The organism is Ectobacillus antri, assembly GCF_003852715.1.
GTDB lineage: Bacteria > Bacillota > Bacilli > Bacillales > Bacillaceae_G > Ectobacillus > Ectobacillus antri.
Genome location: NZ_RIAV01000003.1, coordinates 97,001 through 116,545, shown reverse-complemented (window position 1 = coordinate 116,545; position 19,545 = coordinate 97,001). Strand labels below are relative to the sequence as shown.

At 39.9% G+C, this 19,545-nt stretch carries 19 protein-coding genes; all 19 read right to left on the bottom strand.

Translation table 11 applies throughout. The annotated features are described in order from the left end of the window. Positions 1 to 18 precede the first annotated feature (18 nt). Positions 19 to 1,275, bottom strand: coding sequence for an RIP metalloprotease RseP (gene rseP / locus EEJ45_RS04835; protein ID WP_124563812.1), 1,257 nt, complete (start codon positions 1,273 to 1,275; stop codon positions 19 to 21). A 17-nt stretch (positions 1,276 to 1,292) separates the two neighbouring features. After that, positions 1,293 to 2,429, bottom strand: coding sequence for a 1-deoxy-D-xylulose-5-phosphate reductoisomerase (gene dxr, locus EEJ45_RS04830; RefSeq protein ID WP_124563666.1), 1,137 nt, complete (start codon positions 2,427 to 2,429; stop codon positions 1,293 to 1,295). A gap of 13 nt (positions 2,430 to 2,442) precedes the next feature. Continuing rightward, the gene (locus tag EEJ45_RS04825; protein ID WP_124563665.1) at positions 2,443 to 3,228 is read right to left on the bottom strand and encodes a phosphatidate cytidylyltransferase; all 786 of its coding nucleotides are present in this window, start codon (positions 3,226 to 3,228) and stop codon (positions 2,443 to 2,445) included. An 18-nt stretch (positions 3,229 to 3,246) separates the two neighbouring features. After that, on the bottom strand, positions 3,247 to 4,014 hold the full coding sequence (locus tag EEJ45_RS04820; RefSeq protein WP_124563664.1) for an undecaprenyl pyrophosphate synthase: 768 nt from the start codon (positions 4,012 to 4,014) through the stop codon (positions 3,247 to 3,249). Positions 4,015 to 4,096: 82 nt separating this feature from the next. Then, positions 4,097 to 4,654: a ribosome recycling factor gene (gene frr, locus EEJ45_RS04815; protein ID WP_124563663.1), complete on the bottom strand. Its 558-nt coding sequence runs from the start codon at positions 4,652 to 4,654 to the stop codon at positions 4,097 to 4,099. A gap of 2 nt (positions 4,655 to 4,656) precedes the next feature. Further along, positions 4,657 to 5,376, bottom strand: coding sequence for a UMP kinase (gene pyrH / locus EEJ45_RS04810; protein ID WP_124563662.1), 720 nt, complete (start codon positions 5,374 to 5,376; stop codon positions 4,657 to 4,659). Between the two features lie 60 nt (positions 5,377 to 5,436). Further along, positions 5,437 to 6,324, bottom strand: coding sequence for a translation elongation factor Ts (gene tsf, locus EEJ45_RS04805; protein WP_124563661.1), 888 nt, complete (start codon positions 6,322 to 6,324; stop codon positions 5,437 to 5,439). Between the two features lie 95 nt (positions 6,325 to 6,419). Then, positions 6,420 to 7,121 (bottom strand): 30S ribosomal protein S2, encoded by a 702-nt coding sequence (rpsB, locus tag EEJ45_RS04800; RefSeq protein WP_124563660.1) that lies wholly within the window; start codon positions 7,119 to 7,121, stop codon positions 6,420 to 6,422. 26 nt (positions 7,122 to 7,147) lie between these two features. Continuing rightward, positions 7,148 to 7,270: a hypothetical protein gene (locus EEJ45_RS18830; RefSeq protein WP_278017899.1), complete on the bottom strand. Its 123-nt coding sequence runs from the start codon at positions 7,268 to 7,270 to the stop codon at positions 7,148 to 7,150. A 117-nt stretch (positions 7,271 to 7,387) separates the two neighbouring features. Further along, on the bottom strand, positions 7,388 to 8,167 hold the full coding sequence (gene codY, locus EEJ45_RS04795) for a GTP-sensing pleiotropic transcriptional regulator CodY (protein WP_124563659.1): 780 nt from the start codon (positions 8,165 to 8,167) through the stop codon (positions 7,388 to 7,390). 75 nt (positions 8,168 to 8,242) lie between these two features. After that, positions 8,243 to 9,634, bottom strand: a complete 1,392-nt coding sequence (gene hslU / locus EEJ45_RS04790; RefSeq protein ID WP_124563658.1) for an ATP-dependent protease ATPase subunit HslU — start codon at positions 9,632 to 9,634, stop codon at positions 8,243 to 8,245. 15 nt (positions 9,635 to 9,649) lie between these two features. Beyond that, positions 9,650 to 10,192, bottom strand: a complete 543-nt coding sequence (gene hslV, locus EEJ45_RS04785) for an ATP-dependent protease subunit HslV (RefSeq protein ID WP_124563657.1) — start codon at positions 10,190 to 10,192, stop codon at positions 9,650 to 9,652. A 61-nt stretch (positions 10,193 to 10,253) separates the two neighbouring features. Next, the gene (gene xerC, locus EEJ45_RS04780; RefSeq protein ID WP_124563656.1) at positions 10,254 to 11,144 is read right to left on the bottom strand and encodes a tyrosine recombinase XerC; all 891 of its coding nucleotides are present in this window, start codon (positions 11,142 to 11,144) and stop codon (positions 10,254 to 10,256) included. A gap of 196 nt (positions 11,145 to 11,340) precedes the next feature. Further along, the gene (trmFO, locus tag EEJ45_RS04775; RefSeq protein ID WP_124563655.1) at positions 11,341 to 12,636 is read right to left on the bottom strand and encodes an FADH(2)-oxidizing methylenetetrahydrofolate--tRNA-(uracil(54)-C(5))-methyltransferase TrmFO; all 1,296 of its coding nucleotides are present in this window, start codon (positions 12,634 to 12,636) and stop codon (positions 11,341 to 11,343) included. Positions 12,637 to 12,687: 51 nt separating this feature from the next. Further along, positions 12,688 to 14,763, bottom strand: a complete 2,076-nt coding sequence (gene topA / locus EEJ45_RS04770; protein ID WP_124563654.1) for a type I DNA topoisomerase — start codon at positions 14,761 to 14,763, stop codon at positions 12,688 to 12,690. Between the two features lie 152 nt (positions 14,764 to 14,915). Next, on the bottom strand, positions 14,916 to 15,722 hold the full coding sequence (gene dprA, locus EEJ45_RS04765) for a DNA-processing protein DprA (protein ID WP_124563811.1): 807 nt from the start codon (positions 15,720 to 15,722) through the stop codon (positions 14,916 to 14,918). Between the two features lie 258 nt (positions 15,723 to 15,980). Then, complete coding sequence (gene sucD, locus EEJ45_RS04760) at positions 15,981 to 16,883, bottom strand: succinate--CoA ligase subunit alpha (protein WP_124563653.1); 903 nt, start codon at positions 16,881 to 16,883, stop codon at positions 15,981 to 15,983. Positions 16,884 to 16,902: 19 nt separating this feature from the next. Continuing rightward, on the bottom strand, positions 16,903 to 18,063 hold the full coding sequence (gene sucC / locus EEJ45_RS04755; protein WP_124563652.1) for an ADP-forming succinate--CoA ligase subunit beta: 1,161 nt from the start codon (positions 18,061 to 18,063) through the stop codon (positions 16,903 to 16,905). 712 nt (positions 18,064 to 18,775) lie between these two features. Then, the gene (locus tag EEJ45_RS04750; protein WP_124563651.1) at positions 18,776 to 19,540 is read right to left on the bottom strand and encodes a ribonuclease HII; all 765 of its coding nucleotides are present in this window, start codon (positions 19,538 to 19,540) and stop codon (positions 18,776 to 18,778) included. Positions 19,541 to 19,545: the final 5 nt, after the last annotated feature.

The following is a 19,545-nucleotide window of genomic DNA, read 5'->3' as shown; positions in this document are numbered from 1 at the left end:
TCTTTATCCAAGTTCAACTTATAAAAAGAATTTTTTAATATCATTCCATGTAACAACCAACATCAAAAGCATAAGAAGCGCAAATCCAACAAAATGGACCATTCCTTCTTTTTGTCTATCCAATGGTTTTCCTCGCAATGCTTCTACAAGGAAAAACATCAATCTTCCTCCGTCAAGTGCAGGAATTGGAAGCAAATTAAACAAGCCTAGATTGACGCTTAGGGCAGCAGTTAGACCTAATAAATTAACAAGTCCTGATTTGGCAACCTCACCTGTTAAATTATAAATACCGACGGGACCTGACAATGCATCAATAGAGAATTGTCCTGTGATCAATTGTACTAAAGAAACAAATACAAGTTGTGTCATGCGAATTGTTTGTTCAAAGCCTAACTTAACCGAACCTAACAATGATTTTTCCACAGGTGGATACACACCAATTCGTCCTACCTCTTCATTTCCCTCCTGCTCTGCAGCAGGTATCACACTTACAGTAAGATGTTGATTATCACGTGTAATATCCATTGTTAATTCATTACCAGGGTTTTTCCGAATGAGTGTTGTTACATCTTTCCAAGATTGCATCTGTACTTTATTAATTGTACGAATTTCATCGCCTTCTTGTAGACCTGCTTTATCAGCAACCCCATTCTCTACTAATTGTCCAATTTCTGGTCTATCCACCGGAATTCCTTGTACAAGCCCAATAATCATGAACAAAATAAACGCTAAAATAAAATTCATAGCAGGTCCAGCAAAGATGGTAAGTGCACGTTGCCCTAAGGATTTAGATGTAAATTGGCGGTGGTACGGTGCAATTTGAACTTCTTCTCCTCCAGTCACATAACGTGCTTTTTCATCTACTGCAAATGTTTGCGGTGCATCTTCATATTCTTCATAGCCAGTAACTGTTAGCTTATGCTCAAGATCAGCATGCTCAATCTCCAATATGCGTGCATTTGGATAGCGATCTATGTTATTGAGCACAATCTTTTCTACAGCACCACCTCGGTTTAATAGCAACGCTACTTTTGTCCCAGGTTTTAACTCAATTGTCTCAGGATCTTCTCCTGCCATACGTACATAACCACCAAGAGGTAAAAGGCGAATGGTGTAGACTGTTTCATTTTTGGTAAAGGAAAAAATTTTAGGTCCAAAACCGATTGCAAATTCACGACACAGAATACCTGCGCGCTTAGCAAAATATAAATGACCCAGCTCATGAAAGAAAACAAGTACACCAAAAACTACGATAAAGGCAATCGCTGTATTCACTTCCATAACCACCTTTTCTAAATTTGTTCCAGCACAAATCTTCTGGTCTCTTCATCAACCGTACAAATTTCTTCTAAGGACGGATTGTGTACAACGACATGTCGTTGCATTGCTTTTTCAATTAAATCTTCAATTTGTAAAAAACTGATTTTCTTGTCTAAAAACGCCGCAACAGCTGCCTCATTTGCAGCATTCATAACAGTAGGTAAACTACCGCCTGTTTTACCTGCTTGAAAAGCAAAATCCAAGCAACGAAATCTTTCTAGGTTCATCTGCTCAAAATGCAGTGCGCCAACTTCCCACAATCGCAACGATTTTCCTGAAAGTGGTAAACGATTCGGATAAGTCAGTGCATATTGAATAGGTACTCGCATATCCGGTGTACCAAGCTGCGCAATCACGCTTCGATCTGAGAATTCTACCATGGAATGAATAATACTTTCCTTATGTAATAACACCTCAATATTTTCATAATCTACACCAAACAGCCAATGTGCTTCAATTACCTCAAGACCTTTATTCATCATAGTGGCTGAGTCAATGGTAATCTTTGCTCCCATTGACCAATTAGGATGCTTAAGTGCATCTTCCACTGTCACATAGTGTAAGTCATCACGCGTCTTGTCACGGAAGCTACCACCTGACGCTGTTAAAATCAGCTTTTCAATGCAATTGTAGTTTTCACCGTTTAAACTTTGAAAAATAGCAGAATGTTCACTATCTACCGGAATAAGCGGTACATTCGCTTGACGTGCAGCAGCTGTAACGAGATGTCCTGCGGTTACAAGTGTTTCTTTGTTCGCAATCGCAATCGGTTTTTTGGTTTCAATAGCACGTAGTGTTGGAACTAGCCCGACACTACCCATTACTGCGTTAACAAGTACATCCGCATCGTGCACAGCCACCTCGACTAAACCCTCTTCACCATATACAACTTTAGTGTTGCCAGCAATGGAACGCAACCGTTCTGCATCTTCTTTGTGTTGTACAGACACAATTTCCGGTGAAAACTCAGCTAGTAACTGATGAGCAAAATCTACGTTACGCCCGACAGAAAATGCTGTAAGCTGAAATACATCTTTATGTTCCCGAATAACGTCAATCGTTTGCGTTCCAATGGAGCCGCTCGCCCCCAGTAAACTGATTTTCTTCATTACAAACAGCTCCTCAAATGAAATGCAAAAAGTGTAACAGCGGCAGTACAAACAGCAAGCTATCAAATCGGTCTAAAATACCGCCGTGCCCCGGCAAGATTTTACCAGAATCCTTGACACCATAATGGCGCTTAAATGCTGATTCAACCAGGTCACCAATTTGTCCAAAGACAGAGACCGCTACAGTAACAGCAATTAAAAAGAAAATATGGTCACTAATCGGCACGAAGGCATTATATATAAGTGCAATTACTACTGCACAAAGGATACCGCCTACCGACCCTTCTACCGTTTTGTTGGGACTAATCTCTGGCCACAATTTCCGTTTTCCTATTGCTTTGCCTATAAAATAAGCTCCTGTATCTGTGGCCCAAATGATAAAAAACGCATAAAAAATATACTCAAGTCCACTGCTACGTGTTTCATTCATATAGTAAAAGCCCATCGCTACGTAAATAGTAGTCATTAACAAAAAGGAAGCATCATCAAAAGTAAATGTATTCTTAGACAGGACTGTATATGATAGCAACAATAGCACAATGATAAATGTAATCTCAACCTTGTTGATTTCAAGACCGCTAAACAAGTTGACATGACTTGGTATTAAAATAAGCCACAGCAACAATCCTGTTAGCATAGTAGGAAGAGAAACAAGTGACAGCCCTTTCATTCTAATAAGCTCAAATAAACCAATTGACGCTAGTGCATAAATAGCAATGGTGAACACGGCCCCCCCGTACCATACAACTGGTACAAACACAGCAATTGCAATGAGCGCTGTAATAATTCGCTCCTTCATAAACGATACCTCGCTTTCTTATACCCCTCCGAACCTACGTCCTCTTTGTTGGAAGTTCAAAATTGCTTCAAGCAAATGTTCTTCCGTAAAATCAGGCCAGAATACATCCGTAAACCAAAGCTCTGTATACGCAATTTGCCAAAGCATAAAATTGCTGATACGAATTTCACCACTTGTTCGGATAAGTAAATCTGGATCTGGCAAGTTCTTTGTCATTAAGTAAGAGGAAACCATTTCTTCGGTAATCTCTTCTGGATGTAAGTTTTCCTCCTTACTAGCTGTAACCAAATTTCGGATGGCATAAACCATTTCATCACGACTACCATAGTTTAACGCAAAATTTAAAATTAAACCGGTATTATCTTTTGTGTCATTCATCGCTTTTTTAATGGCAGCACGCGTATGTGTAGGCAGACCTTGTTCATGGCCAATTAATCGAACCTGTACATTTTCTTCTACTAGTTCCGGTAAAAAGGTTCCTAAAAACTCCTGAGGTAACTTCATGAGAAAATCTACTTCTTGTTTCGGACGTTTCCAATTTTCTGTAGAAAACGCATATAGTGTAAGTACTTTTACACCCATTTCATTAGCGAATTTTGTGATTTTCCGAACGACCTTCATTCCTTCATGATGTCCGGCAATACGTGGCATTGCTTTGCGCTTTGCCCAGCGACCATTGCCATCCATAATAATAGCGATATGCTCAGGAACATCGCCTTTCTTAGCCTCTTTTACCATCTCTTCAAACGATTGATTTTGCTCTCGAAAGAAAAACTTCTTTAACATATTGAAACCCTCCACGAGCTCAGGTATTCCTTAAAAGTGTAAAAAGACCCCCTTACGCAGAGGGTCATGCCAAAAGTATAAGTTATACTTCCATAATTTCTTTCTCTTTTGTTTTTGCGATTTCGTCAATTTTTACGATGTGCTTATCAGTTTCTTTTTGAATGGTGTCTGTATGTCCACGCAATTCATCTTCTGTAATCTCACCGTTTTTTTCAAGTTTCTTTAATTCATCGTTTGCATCACGACGTACGTTGCGGACAGCGACTTTTGCATCTTCAGAATATTTCTTAACAACCTTTACCAATTCACGACGACGCTCTTCTGTTAGTGCAGGGAATGCAATACGAATTACAGTTCCATCGTTTGTTGGGTTAACGCCAAGGTCTGATTTTAGAATTGCTTTTTCAATGTCGCTGATAGAAGACTTATCGTATGGTTGAATTACTAATAAACGCGCTTCTGGTACGGTAATGTTTGCCAATTGAATAACTGGTGTTGGTGCACCGTAATAGTCGACTGTAATCTTTTCTAAAACAGATGCACTCGCACGACCAGCGCGAACTGTACCAAGTTCTCTAGAAAATGCTGAGACTGCTTTGTCCATTTTATCTTTTGCATTCGTTAATACTTGCTGTGCCATTATTATTTCCCCCTCACAATTGTTCCAATATTTTCACCAAGAACCGCTCGTTTTATGTTACCTTCTTCCATAATAGAAAACACAATTAACGGGATATCATTATCCATGCATAAAGAAGAAGCCGTGGAATCCATTACACCTAGACCTTCTTTTAATACATCTAAGTATGTTAATGTATCATACTTTGTAGCTGTATCATCTAAAGATGGATCTGCAGTATATACGCCATCAACATTATTTTTTGCCATTAAGATAACATCTGCTTCAATTTCCGCAGCGCGCAATGCAGCTGTTGTATCTGTAGAGAAATAAGGATTACCTGTGCCTGCTGCAAAAATTACAACACGTTTTTTCTCTAGGTGACGAATTGCTTTACGACGAATATAAGGTTCTGCAACTTGTCTCATTTCAATAGACGTTTGCACACGTGTTTGAATACCTAAATTCTCTAAGCTATCTTGAAGAGCCAAAGAGTTCATAACCGTAGCGAGCATTCCCATGTAATCCGCATTTGCGCGATCCATACCCATTTCGCTTCCTGTTTTTCCACGCCAGATATTGCCACCGCCAACTACTACAGCAACTTCTACACCTAGTTCTGCTACTTCTTTTACTTGCTGTGCTACAGACTTAATCACAGCCGGATTGATTCCAAAGCCGTGCTCCCCAGCCAATGCTTCTCCGCTCAACTTGAGCACGACACGATTGTATTTCGCTTGCATAACGAACCTCCGTACATCTTTATTTTAAAAAAGGGAACACCATGTGTCCCCTCGTTTGTATTAGTTGTTACCTTTTACTTGGTTCATTACTTCTTCAGCGAAGTTGTCTTGACGCTTTTCAATACCTTCTCCTACAGCATAACGCACGAAAGACTTTACAGTTGCGCCCTTAGACTCAGCAAATTTACGCACTTTCATATCTGGGTCTTTAATGAAAGATTGGTCAAGTAAGCAAATCTCTTCAAAGAATTTGCCAAGACGACCTTCTACCATTTTAGCAACGATGTTTTCAGGTTTGCCTTCGTTAAGAGCTTGTTGCGTTAACACTTCACGCTCACGAGCAATTTCTTCCTCTGTTACTGCGCTACGATCAATATATTTAGGATTTACAGCAGCGATGTGCATAGCGATATCTTTCGCAGCAACTTCATCAGTTGTTCCTTCAAGAAGCGTCAATACACCGATGCGACCGCCCATATGAAGGTAAGCACCGAATACATCATTGTCACCTTTTGTTACAACTTCAAAACGACGAAGTGTTAGCTTTTCACCAATTTTAGCGATTGCTGTGTTGATGTGCTCCTCTACTACTGTACCGTTTTCCATTGTTTGTGTAAGAGCTTCTTCTACAGTAGCTGGTTTTTTAGCTAGCAAATGTGCTGCAAGTTCTTTTGTTAACGTTTGGAAACCTTCGTTTTTCGCAACGAAATCTGTTTCAGAGTTAACCTCAAGAATCACTGCTTCATTTCCGTTCACTTCAACATACGTTAAACCTTCAGCAGCGATGCGGTCAGCTTTTTTTGCAGCTTTTGCAATACCTTTTTCACGAAGAAAATCAATTGCTTTTTCCATATCTCCGTTTGTTTCAGTCAACGCTTTTTTACAATCCATCATACCCGCGCCTGTTTTTTCGCGAAGTTCTTTTACCATTTGTGCAGTAACTGCCATAGTTTTCAGCCTCCTATTTTATGTATATAAAAGCATGTGTTATCGTGTAAAAAAAGGTGATAAAAGGCATTACCTCTTATCACCTTTCAGCTTTCTTACGCAGTAACAGTTTCTTCCCCTTGTTTCACTTCAAGGATTGCGTCTGCCATTTTAGATGTAAGAAGTTTTACAGCGCGAATTGCATCGTCGTTTGCAGGGATTACATGATCAATTTCGTCTGGATCACAGTTTGTATCAACAATACCGATTAGAGGGATGTTCAATTTACGAGCTTCCGCAACTGCAATACGCTCTTTGCGAGGGTCAACGATGAAAATCGCATCAGGAATTTGTTTCATGTCCTTGATGCCGCCTAAGAATTTCTCAAGACGCTCTAATTCTTTTTTAAGCTGAACAACTTCTTTTTTAGGAAGTACATCGAAAGTGCCGTCTTCTTGCATTCTCTCAATGTCTTTCAAACGCTTAATGCGCTTTTGAATTGTTTGGAAGTTTGTTAACGTACCACCTAACCAACGTTGGTTAACGTAGAACATACCTGCACGAATTGCTTCTTCTTTAATAGCATCTTGTGCTTGCTTTTTTGTACCTACGAAAAGAATTGTACCGCCGTTTGCAGCGTACTCTTTCATTACGTTGTAAGCTTCTTCAACCTTTTTAACTGTTTTTTGAAGGTCGATGATGTAGATGCCGTTACGCTCTGTAAAGATATAACGCTTCATCTTTGGGTTCCAACGACGAGTTTGGTGACCGAAGTGTACACCAGCTTCAAGCAATTGCTTCATAGAAATTACTGACATGATTTGTTCCTCCTGAAATGGTTTTTTTATCCTCCGTCCACTTCATCTCTAAGTACAACCGCAACTGCAGCACCAGCACTTAAATCTGTGAACGTGTGTTGTGTATTCACACCATTGATTAATATAGCATAACACGATACGACAATCAAGTCGAAAGTCTGTTAATTCTACAATAACCTATCTTTTAAGTTACAGCTCACTATCAGTATAGCCTTTTTTTCGGCATCAAATCAAAAAAACCTCTCCTGCAGCGGAGAGGCTTTATATTAGTTTGCTTTTAGTTTTGCAAGTTCAAGTAAAAATTTGTCATTTAAGACTTTAATATATGTGCCTTTCATACCTAAAGAACGAGACTTGATGACGCCTGCACTCTCCAATTTACGCAACGCGTTTACGATTACAGAGCGCGTAATACCTACACGATCGGCAATTTTACTTGCAACAAGTAGCCCTTCAGTACCATTTAATTCATCAAAAATATGCTCAATCGCTTCCAGCTCACTATAAGACAACGAGCTGATAGCCATTTGCACAACCGCTTTACTGCGAGCTTCTTCTTCAATTTCTTCTGCTTTTTCACGTAAGATTTCCATTCCTACTACCGTTGCACCATATTCCCCTAAGATTAAATCATCATTTGAGAATGAGTCATGCAAGCGCGAAAGAACTAGCGTACCTAGTCTGTCACCGCCGCCAACAATTGGAACAATTGTTGTCAAGCCTGTTTTAAACAATTCTTTGTTTTCAACAGGAAATGCAGTGTATTGACTCTCTACATCAAGGTTTGCAGATGTTTCAGTGATGTTAAATAAGCTTTTTGTATACTCTTCTGGAAACTGACGTTCCTCAAACATTTTCTTCATACGATCATTTTCAATTTGTTCATGAACTTGATAACCAAGTAATTTTCCACGGCGACTTACAATAAAAACATTTGCCTCAATTGCTTCGCATAAAGTGTCCGCCATTTCACGGAAATTAACAGGTTTTCCTGCTGCCTGTTGTAACAATGCATTAATCTTTCTTGTTCTCTCTAATAAAGCCATGATACCTTTTTCCTCCTAAAATTTCGAGATATTTTCTTGTGTTTGGAAACCGGGACGAACTAACTGGACCATGCGTTACAAGATAAATTGACTTACATCTTTGTTTCTTGCTATTGTCGCCAACTTCTCTTCTACGTATTGAGGGGTAATTTTAATATGTTCCATCGTAATTTCTGAAGCTTCAAACGATAAGTCTTCCAAAAGCTTTTCCATAATAGTGTGCAATCTTCTTGCTCCGATATTGTCCGTATCTTGGTTTACTTGATAGGCAATCTCAGCTATTTTACGAATAGCTTCGTCAGAAAATTCAATTTCTATACCTTCAGTTGCCAGCAATGCCTTATATTGCTTTAACAGAGCATTGTCAGGCTCAGTTAAGATCTTCACAAAATCTTCCGTAGAAAGCTTCGTCAACTCAACGCGAATTGGAAATCTTCCTTGTAACTCCGGAATTAAATCCGAAGGTTTTGAAATATGAAAAGCGCCGGCTGCAATAAATAAGATATGATCTGTTTTAATTGGGCCATACTTTGTTGAGACGGTAGACCCCTCCACAATTGGAAGAATATCTCGCTGAACGCCTTCACGCGAAACATCAACACCACCGGATTGTTTACTAGCGATTTTGTCAATTTCGTCTATAAAGATAATGCCAAGCTGTTCTGTGCGGTAAACAGCTTCTTGTGTAACTTCGTCCATATCAATTAAGCGCTGTGCTTCTTCATTTGTCAATACTTTTCTTGCTTCTTTTACGGAAAGTTTTCTCTTTTTCGTACGCTTTGGCATAAAGCTGCCCAGTGCATCTTGAAAATTCATACCCATCTGCTCCATACCTGTACCCTGCAGCATATCAAACATTGAGCTTTGTTGTTCCTCTACTTCTACAGTAATGATAGTATCTTCAAGAAGCCCTCCCACTAACTTTCTTTCCATCTCTTTACGCTTTTGAAGCACGGTAGCTTCCTCTTGTTGAGGCTCTGTCTGACTACCTGTATTTTGCCCACCAAATAACATCTCTAGCGGGTTCTTAAAACTATGTTGCTTTTGCGGACCCGGAACCAAAATTTCCAAAATACGTTGATTAGCTTGCTCCTTTGCCTTGTCCTGTACACTTGCTACTTTTTCTTCTTTAATAATGCGAACTGATGTCTCAGCTAAATCTCGAATCATTGATTCGACATCGCGCCCTACATATCCTACCTCAGTAAATTTAGTGGCTTCAACTTTAATAAAAGGTGCACCCATCAATTTTGCCAGGCGACGAGCTACTTCTGTTTTACCAACACCTGTAGGACCAATCATTAAAATATTTTTAGGCGCAATTTCATCGCGAATCCCTTCATCAAGCAAGCTTCTGCGGTATCGGTTACGCAGGGCCACAGCGACCGCTTTTTTAGCGTTTTCTTGACCAATGATATACTGATTGAGTTTCTCTACAATTTGACGTGGGGTAAAATGCAAATGCATATGAATACGCCTCCTTTACAGTTCCTCAACAATAATATTTGAATTTGTGTACACACAAATATCTGCCGCAACCTCAAGACTGGCTTTTGCAATATCGGCAGCCGTTAAACGCTCTCCTGCGTACTGCTTAAGAGCCCTCCCTGCAGAAAGCGCATAATTACCACCAGAGCCAATTGCTAAAATTCCATCATCAGGCTCAATCACTTCTCCTGTACCTGACACAAGAAGCATCGTTTGTTCGTTCATAACAATTAAAAGCGCTTCAAGCTGGCGAAGCATTTTATCACCGCGCCACTTTTTAGCCATTTCAACAGCAGCACGTTGCAAGTTTCCATTGTACTCATCGAGTTTGCTTTCAAACATTTCAAACAGCGTAAAAGCATCTGCGACCGAGCCGGCAAATCCCGCCAATACCTTTCCACCAAACAATCTGCGTACCTTACGCGCAGTGTGCTTCATGACAACGGCATTTCCCATCGTTACTTGTCCGTCACCAGCCATTGCACAGCGACCATTATGTTGCACTGCAAAAATAGTTGTTGCATGAAAAGTTCCCATTTCCAAACTCCTTTGCACATTATTTACTCATATTACTATATGAGCACATCACTGTTTATATTTACGCTCTTGGATGATGTTGCATATATACAGAACGAAGTCGCTCCTTTGAAACATGCGTATAAATTTGTGTCGCTGTCAAGTCCGTATGTCCAAGTAGCTCTTGAACCGTCCGCAAGTCCGCTCCTTCATTGAGCATATGTGTGGCAAATGTATGGCGCAACACATGTGGACTCATACGTACTGTTAAAGATGTTTTTTTTATCATCTCACTCAGTACATATCGAACACCTCTATCTGTTAAGGGGCCACCTTTAGCGTTCAGAAACAATTTGTCAGTGCTGTGTTTTTGTAATGCTTCCCTTCCTTGAGAAATATACAGCTGCAAACTTTCCCGCGCATATGTCCCGAAAGGTACGTAACGTTGTTTATTACCCTTTCCTGTAACAAGAATCGTTTCCATATTAAAATCTACGTCGCGAAGTGTTAACCCACAGCATTCATTTACACGTATCCCCGTCGCATACAAGAGTTCTAGCAACGCTTGATTACGCTGACCTAGAGGTTTACTTATATCTGCAATTTCAAAAAGATGGCGCAATTCCTCTTCATATAAAAACTTGGGTATTGCATGCTCTTTCTTTGGGGCAGCTGCGAGGGCGAATGGATTTTGCTCACAATATCCTTCTCTGATGAAGAAACGATATAAGCTGCGCAAACAAGAAAGCTTTCTAGCCACTGATCTTCTTGACATCTTTCTCTCGTGTAAGAACGTTAAATACAGTCGAACATCTTGATATGTAACACTTAACAACGACGGAATTGCTTCAGTTGTCATAAATAACAAAAAATCTTTAATATCTTCACTGTAGTTAATAACTGTATGCCTGGAATAGTTTCGTTCAATCTGCAAATATTCAAAAAAGGGTTGTAACAACTGTTCTTGACTCACATGTATCTCCTCCGGATAAGAAAAGGACAAACGTTCTTTTCATAGTAAGAAAATTTCCCCTTCCCATGAAGGTATCGGTGCACAATGACTTGTAGTGAAGCAGCAAAATCGGCACTTCCAAAGTCATACTTTTCTTTTTCCGCAAGAAAGGCTACTAAATTGTAGCACAATTCAGTAGCCCTTGCAAGAAACTTAACTAAATATTTACAAAATTTTGAATTGTTTCTAGAGCACGCCTAGCATACGCTTCATAGCGTTCTGCTTTTCGCTTCACTTTTGTTTCAAGTGGTGCAAACAAACCAAAATTCGCATTCATTGGCTGGAACGTTTTCGCATTTGTTGATGTAATATAGTGAGCCATACTACCCATTGCTGTAACAGGAGGCAATATCACCAACTCTTCTCCTTTTACGAGCCTTGCAGCATTAATACCCGCTAGCAAGCCGGAAGCAGCAGATTCTACATACCCTTCTACTCCTGTCATTTGACCTGCAAAGAATAAATCATCACGGCCTTTATATTGATATGTTGGACGAAGCAGTTTTGGTGAATTGATAAATGTATTGCGATGCATCACACCGTAACGAACAATTTCAGCATTTTCCAAACCTGGAATAAGTTGCAATACTTCCTTTTGTGGTCCCCACTTTAAATGTGTTTGGAAGCCCACTATATTGTATAGTGTACCAGCCGCATCATCTTGCCTTAACTGCACAACCGCGTGGGGTACTTTTCCTGTTTTCGGATCCTCAAGGCCGACAGGCTTCATCGGTCCAAATAAAAGAGTTTGCTTACCACGCTTTGCCATAACTTCAACTGGCATACATCCTTCAAAGAAAATTTCTTTTTCAAATTCTTTTAACGGCACAACTTCAGCACTAACTAAAGCTTCGTAAAAGCGATCAAACTCCTCCTCTGTCATTGGACAGTTGAGATACGCAGCTTCCCCTTTATCGTACCTTGATTTTAAGTATACTTTATCCATATCAATACTGTCTTTTTCAATGATCGGAGCAGCAGCATCGTAAAAATAAAAGTACTCTTCACCCGTAAGCGCCTGCAGTTGCTCTGATAAGGCTTTAGATGTAAGTGGCCCGGTAGCAATCACCGTCGGACCGGCAGGAATCTCTGTCAATTCTTCGTTAATTACAGTAATATTAGGATGATTTTTCACATATTCTGTTACCTTTGCAGCAAACTCATGACGGTCTACTGCCAATGCACCACCAGCAGGCACAGAGCATTCGTCTGCCGCTCGAATGATAACAGAATCGAGTCTACGCATTTCTTCTTTAATAACACCTACTGCATTCGTTAAACTGTTAGCACGCAAGGAATTGCTACAAACCAATTCTGCAAATTTATCCGTATGATGCGCAGGCGTTTGTTTTACTGGACGCATTTCGTATAACTTTACTTTTACACCTCGTTTGGCAATTTGATAGGCAGCTTCACTACCAGCCAACCCAGCACCGATTACATTAACTTCCATTTCAATCACCTTTTCCTTCAACATTTCCGTAAAAAATGTGAGCAACACGGCTCACATTTGCTGTTCCTCTTCATAGTCACAAGAGACGCATTGTACTTGTACACCCTTTTTTAGCTTCTTCTCAACAAGCATTCTCTCACATTTTGGACATTTCCGTCCAATCGGTTTGTCCCAAGAAACAAAGTCACATTCAGGAAACTCGCTACATCCATAAAAGATACGCTTTTTCTTATTACTACGACGTTCAATAATTTGCCCCTTATTACACTTCGGGCATGCTACACCAATCTCTTTGACGATAGCCTTTGTGTTCCTACAATCCGGGAAATTAGAGCATGCCATAAACTTACCATAGCGTCCCATTTTAAATACCATTGGGCTGCCACACTCTTCACAATCTTCTCCTGCAGGCTCATCCTTAATTTCCACTTCACGCATTTCTTTCTCAGCTTTTTCTAGATGTTTTTCAAACCCTTGATAGAATTCTTCGATTACTTCAACCCATTGCGCTTGTCCATCTTCAATTTTATCCAAGTTATTTTCCATATTTGCGGTAAATTCAATATTGATAATTTCCGGAAAGAATTCCAAAATCAGCTCAATAACAATTTCACCTAATTCAGTCGGTACGAACCTCTTATTATCGAGAGACACGTAACCTCGCTTCTGGATTGTCTCCAAAGTTGGCACATATGTAGAAGGACGGCCTATACCGAGTTCTTCTAATGTTCGTACTAGCCGAGCCTCAGTGTAGCGCGGCGGCGGCTGTGTAAAGTGTTGCTTAGGTTCCATATCTTTTGAAAAAACTGTTTCTTCTTCTGCCAATTCCGGTAGCATGCGATCTTTTTCTTCAGCACCATCATCACTGGATTCTACATATACCTTCATAAACCCAGGAAACTTGACAACAGAGCCATGCGCTCTAAATTGCACACCATTATTTGTAAGCGTTACCGTCATTGTGTCCATAACAGCTGGTGCCATTTGACTAGCTACAAAACGCTCCCAAATCAGTTTATACAACCTGTACTGATCTCGACTTAAATACTCTTTTAAATCATCCGGCTTACGCAATGCTGAAGAAGGACGAATTGCCTCATGCGCATCTTGTACATTACCTTTGGATTCTTTTCTTTTTTCTTTAGAAACAAAAACTTCTCCAAATTTATCTTGAATATATCCGCGTACTTCTGTTTGTGCAGTTTCAGAAATACGAGTAGAATCCGTACGCATATACGTAATTAAACCGACTGTACCTTCTTTTCCAATCTCAATTCCTTCATATAATTGCTGTGCTAGCATCATAGTTTTTTTCGCGCGCATGTTTAGCTTACGCGCCGCTTCCTGCTGCAAAGAGGATGTCGTAAACGGAACTGCAGGGTTTCGTTTGCGTTCTTTACGAGTAATTGTATCGACTGTAAATGCATTATTTTGCAAACGCGCTAGTACACCATTTACTTGCTCTTCTGTCGTAAGTTCTATTTTGCTTCCATCTATACCGTAAAATGCGGCCTCAAATACGTCTTTTCCTTTAACAAAATCTGCTTTAATTGTCCAAAACTCTTCCGGTACAAATGCTTGTATCTCCTTTTCACGTTCAATAATTAAACGCACAGCTACTGATTGAACACGACCTGCACTTAATCCTTTTTTTACTTTCTTCCATAATAAAGGACTAATATTATAACCAACTAGACGATCTAATACGCGACGTGCCTGTTGTGCATCTACTAAATCTGTGTTAATAGCTCTTGGCTTTTTAAAAGCTTCCTTGATTGCGTCTTTTGTAATTTCATTGAACACAACACGGCAATCTGAAGTTGTATCGACATGTAACGTGTGCGCTAAGTGCCATGCAATCGCCTCTCCTTCACGGTCAGGGTCAGCAGCCAGATAAATTTTCTTTGCTTTTTTTGCAGCCGTTTTTAAATCTTTTAAAACAGGACCTTTCCCACGAATCGTAATATACTTTGGTGTAAAACGATTTTGTATTTCAATGCCCATTTGACTTTTCGGCAAATCCCGCACATGCCCCATAGACGCTATTACCTTGTATTTTTTCCCTAAATATTTTTCTATCGTTTTCGCCTTTGCCGGCGACTCAACGATTACCAAATAATCCGACATTCCAGTTCCTCCTTAAGAGGTGAATTCAAGTCTTCATTAATATTATTGATTCGCCTTCTTTTTGTCAATTCAGAATGAATATAAAATACCATGAAAGATAGCACATCTGTCAACCTTTCTTGTATAAAAAAGAAAAATATATGCATGTACATTTAATAAAACTCTTCAAGAATATCATGCGCATTCATCACTAGCTTTGCACCTTGTTGAATGAGATGATTGGTTCCAGCAGCTGTCTTCAGTGATAAAGGACCTGGTAGCGCAAACACTTCCCTATTCTGCTCAAGTGCACAATCTGCCGTAATTAAAGATCCGCTTTGACTCTGTGCTTCGGCGACAATTACACCTTTAGATAAACCGCTCACAATACGATTTCGCTTTGGAAAACGCCAGCGCTGCGGTTGCCATGACGGCGGGTATTCTGATAATAATAATACATTGTTCCATGTTTTTAATTTTTTATAATTACTTTCCGGATATATATGATCAAAACCTCCTCCTAACACAGCGATTGTGCTTCTGTCGTATTGCAAGGTAGTAAGATGTGCGACCATATCAATACCGTACGCCATGCCACTAACAACTAGCCAATCTTCTTGTAAAAGCTTTGCTAGAATAGATTGTATGCCACTAATCCCATATGATGACGGTTTTCTCGTGCCTACTACCGCTATTTTACGAGGATGATGTAACAATTCACGTTTACCCATGCCATATAAAACAAACGGAGGATCAGGGATCTCACGCAGTAAATCTGGATAATCATCATCCCATATCGTTAGAAAAAAAGCATTGTTTCTTTGCAAATCATTTTGAACAATGGTAAGAGAAGGACTATGCAGATGTTGAAAAAGAAAGGTGCTTAGTTTGGGAGAGATAAGAAGAATACGAGAAAACTCTTGTGCGGAAAGATTATAGAGGAAATTAAGATTCGGATCATAGCGTAAAAGCCTAGCCATAGCTCCCCAATGATCAGCCAAAGCCGTATGTAAATGCAGTAATCTTTGTCTCACTAGAACTCCTCCTTGTTAACGTAGATAAACATTAAGCAACCACTATTCTGTTTTGATAGTAAAGAAAAACGAACGATATGTAACTTCAGCTAGAATCTAAAAAGCACCGCTGCGTAAGTGCTATACATCTCGGCTGTTTATAAGTCGAAGAGCCTACATAAGCCCGCATAGGAAAAGGCCTCCCAAAACGGGAAGCCGACTTTTCTAGTTTACTTTGCAAGTTTCAAATAAACCTTTTTCTTTTAAAACAGAAATTAACGTCTCGCCCATAACAGAAGGTGTTTCAGCAACTTTGATTCCACATTCTTCCATTACTCTGATTTTCTCAGCAGCTGTTCCTTTGCCGCCAGAAATAATCGCGCCCGCATGACCCATACGCTTTCCTGGAGGTGCTGTTTGACCACCAATAAAGCCAACAACTGGTTTTGTCATATTAGCACGTACCCATTCAGCTGCTTCTTCTTCAGCCGTACCGCCGATTTCACCAATCATAATTACAGCATGCGTGTCTTCATCTTCATTAAACGCTTTTAATACATCAATAAAATTTGTACCATTTACAGGATCTCCGCCGATACCAACAGCAGTAGATTGACCAATTCCAGCTTGTGTCAACTGATGTACTGCTTCGTACGTTAACGTACCAGAGCGAGAAACAATACCAACATGTCCCTTCATGTGGATGTATCCTGGCATAATACCAATTTTACATTCTTCTGGAGTAATCACACCTGGGCAGTTGGGACCTATCAAGCGTGTCTTTTTACCTTCCATATATTTTTTCACTTTTACCATATCAAGTACTGGAATACCTTCTGTAATACATACTACTAAGTCAAGCTCTGCATCTACAGCTTCCATGATAGAGTCTGCAGCAAACGCAGGTGGAACGTAGATAACTGAAGCATTTGCACCTGTCGCTTTTACTGCCTCTTCTACCGTATTAAATACAGGTACGCCAATTACCTCTGTACCGCCTTTACCAGGAGAGGTACCGCCAACAATTTTTGTTCCATACTCGAGCATCTGTGTCGCATGGAAAAGCCCTTGCTTTCCTGTAATACCTTGTACGATTACTTTCGTATCTTTATTGATAAATACACTCATCTTTCTCCCCCGCCTTCTATTAGCCTACAAGCGAAACGATTTTTTGTGCTCCGTCTGCCATAGATTCGGCAGCCGTAATGTTTAAACCGGACTCATTCAAAATTTTCTTTCCTAATTCTACGTTTGTTCCTTCTAGACGCACAACAAGAGGTAACTCAAGGCCTACTTGCTTTGTTGCTTCTACTACGCCGTTTGCAATAACATCGCATTTCATGATGCCACCAAAGATATTTACAAAAATACCTTTTACATTCTTGTCAGAAAGAATAATTTTAAATGCTTCTGTCACTTTTTCAGCAGTCGCACCGCCGCCAACATCCAAGAAGTTTGCAGGATCTCCGCCGTAATGTTTAATAATGTCCATTGTCGCCATTGCTAAGCCGGCACCATTTACCATGCAGCCAATATTTCCATCTAAGGAAATGTAGTTCAAATCATATTTAGATGCTTCCACTTCTTTTGGATCTTCCTCATCAAGATCACGGTACGCCAATACATCCGGATGACGATATAAAGCGTTAGAATCAAAGTTTAACTTTGCATCTAAAGCCATTACTTTACCATCACCTGTTACAACAAGTGGGTTGATTTCTGCGATAGAACAATCTTTTTCGATAAAGGCAGTATATAAGCCCATCATAAATTTAACAGCTTGGTTGACCAGTTCTTTTGGAATATTAATGTTAAACGCGATACGACGCGCTTGGAATCCTTGTAAGCCAACAGCAGGATCAATATATTCCTTAAAGATCTTTTCAGGTGTTTGTTCAGCCACTTCTTCAATTTCTGTTCCGCCTTCTTCTGAAGCCATCAGCACCACCTGAGAAGTTGCACGATCAAGCACTAGTCCAATGTAATACTCTTTTTTAATATCGCAGCCCTCTTCAATAAGTAAGCGCTTTACTTCTTTACCTTCTGGACCTGTTTGATGAGTGACTAGTGTTTTGCCAAGAATTTCTTCGGCGTATGTACGAACCTCATCTAAATTTTTTGCTACTTTAACACCGCCGGCTTTACCGCGTCCGCCTGCGTGGATTTGCGCTTTTACGACACATACATCTGTTCCCAATTCTTTAGCTGCTTCTACAGCTTCTTCTACTGTAAATGCAACCTTTCCATTCGGAACGCTCACCCCATAGTTTCTAAGGATCTCTTTTCCCTGATACTCATGGATATTCATGGTCCCATCCTCCCCGTTTGTGGCAAAAATAAAAACTTTTCGTTTTCATTGTATAAAATTCGACACTGGCTGTCTAGAAGAAAATTACAAGAATGAAAATATTCTAAAAATATTTTTTAATTCAGAAAAACAGTCTTTTCTATCAAAGAAAAAACATTTGTTGTATACAAAGGTTTTAAAAACATTTTATAAGTATCATATTTTTATAGATCTGTCGCACCGCCATCTACCGCTAACACTTGTCCTGTTACATATTTATATAAGTCTACATAGTTTTTTCGAAAGATAAACAGCCAGAAAATCACAGCTCTAGAACGCCTTGCTACGTGTGTATATTCTTACTTGACACGCGTATCTCTCTACACAATCATACATTGCCGAACGCCCCATCTCCTCACAAAGCGGCTCATACTCAACGTTGCTAAGCTTTTTAGGTAAAAATAAATTCTAAGCTTCATTTCTTACATAATGGGCGAATATGCCAGATGTGCGCGGCTTCGCGGAACTGTTGTTCATATATCTGTTCATTTGGGTATACGTCCTCCATGAACTGTCGGAGTCGTAAGAGTAACCTTTCTACTTTAGGGGATTATATGAAAAATTTATTCCTTTTCTTTTTTTACTGACCGGTCGGTAGGTAGCGTATGTAACATATTTTGTTTTTTATACACTTCTGAAAAAAGAGTCACTTCACAGTGACCCTTTCAAGTATTTACAGTTGCTCTTTAATAGGAGCGAAAGATTTCCTATGCACTGGCAGAATACCATATGTTTCAATGGCTTCCAAATGCTCCTTCGTTCCGTATCCCATATGTCTCTCAAAACCATAAGCGGGATACTGCTCTCCCAATTCTTTCATCATATTGTCTCGTGTTACTTTAGCTATGATAGATGCAGCTGCAATAGAAATACTTTTAGCATCTCCCTTGATAATGGAGGTTTGTGGCAACTCAAGCGGTAACTCCATTGCATCAATTAAGAGATGCTCAGGCTGGATGGTAAGTCCTTGAATTGCTTTTTGCATGGCCTGTTTCGTTGCTTGATATATATTCACTGTATCAATAACATCCGCATCTACAATCCCTACAGATATTGTAAGTGCATGCTCTTTAATATAGCGACTAAACTCTTCTCTCTTTGCCTCACTTAGCTTTTTTGAATCATTAACGCCTGGCAGATAAAAATCTGGGGGCAGTATAACAGCGGCTGCTACAACAGGACCTGCTAGCGGCCCTCTGCCAACTTCATCTACACCGGCAATATACTGTATTCCGGTAGCTCGCAATGTTTGTTCAAACTGCGACATTTCTATAAATACAGCCCGTTCTCGCTCAGTCTGCTCTTTTTGCTTACGCCATTTGGCAATTAACCGCTGCACACCTTTTCGTTCGTCTTGAAGTAACTCAGAAAAACGCGCATCTTGTTCATCTGTAATTTCAGTAAGCAGCACTTCGATATCCTTCATTGTTTGTTTCATACATG

What these genes read in the sequence shown, in the direction of transcription:
- dxr (WP_124563666.1), bottom strand. Translation starts at nt 2,429, where the DNA reads ATGAAGAAAATCAGTTTACTGGGGGCGAGCGGCTCCATTGGAACGCAA.
- EEJ45_RS04825 (WP_124563665.1), bottom strand. Translation starts at nt 3,228, where the DNA reads ATGAAGGAGCGAATTATTACAGCGCTCATTGCAATTGCTGTGTTTGTA.
- EEJ45_RS04820 (WP_124563664.1), bottom strand. Translation starts at nt 4,014, where the DNA reads ATGTTAAAGAAGTTTTTCTTTCGAGAGCAAAATCAATCGTTTGAAGAG.
- frr (WP_124563663.1), bottom strand. Translation starts at nt 4,654, where the DNA reads ATGGCACAGCAAGTATTAACGAATGCAAAAGATAAAATGGACAAAGCA.
- pyrH (WP_124563662.1), bottom strand. Translation starts at nt 5,376, where the DNA reads ATGCAAGCGAAATACAATCGTGTCGTGCTCAAGTTGAGCGGAGAAGCA.
- tsf (WP_124563661.1), bottom strand. Translation starts at nt 6,324, where the DNA reads ATGGCAGTTACTGCACAAATGGTAAAAGAACTTCGCGAAAAAACAGGC.
- rpsB (WP_124563660.1), bottom strand. Translation starts at nt 7,121, where the DNA reads ATGTCAGTAATTTCTATGAAGCAATTGCTTGAAGCTGGTGTACACTTC.
- codY (WP_124563659.1), bottom strand. Translation starts at nt 8,167, where the DNA reads ATGGCTTTATTAGAGAGAACAAGAAAGATTAATGCATTGTTACAACAG.
- hslU (WP_124563658.1), bottom strand. Translation starts at nt 9,634, where the DNA reads ATGCATTTGCATTTTACCCCACGTCAAATTGTAGAGAAACTCAATCAG.
- hslV (WP_124563657.1), bottom strand. Translation starts at nt 10,192, where the DNA reads ATGGGAACTTTTCATGCAACAACTATTTTTGCAGTGCAACATAATGGT.
- trmFO (WP_124563655.1), bottom strand. Translation starts at nt 12,636, where the DNA reads ATGGAAGTTAATGTAATCGGTGCTGGGTTGGCTGGTAGTGAAGCTGCC.
- topA (WP_124563654.1), bottom strand. Translation starts at nt 14,763, where the DNA reads ATGTCGGATTATTTGGTAATCGTTGAGTCGCCGGCAAAGGCGAAAACG.
- dprA (WP_124563811.1), bottom strand. Translation starts at nt 15,722, where the DNA reads ATGGCTAGGCTTTTACGCTATGATCCGAATCTTAATTTCCTCTATAAT.
- sucD (WP_124563653.1), bottom strand. Translation starts at nt 16,883, where the DNA reads ATGAGTGTATTTATCAATAAAGATACGAAAGTAATCGTACAAGGTATT.
- sucC (WP_124563652.1), bottom strand. Translation starts at nt 18,063, where the DNA reads ATGAATATCCATGAGTATCAGGGAAAAGAGATCCTTAGAAACTATGGG.
- EEJ45_RS04750 (WP_124563651.1), bottom strand. Translation starts at nt 19,540, where the DNA reads ATGAAACAAACAATGAAGGATATCGAAGTGCTGCTTACTGAAATTACA.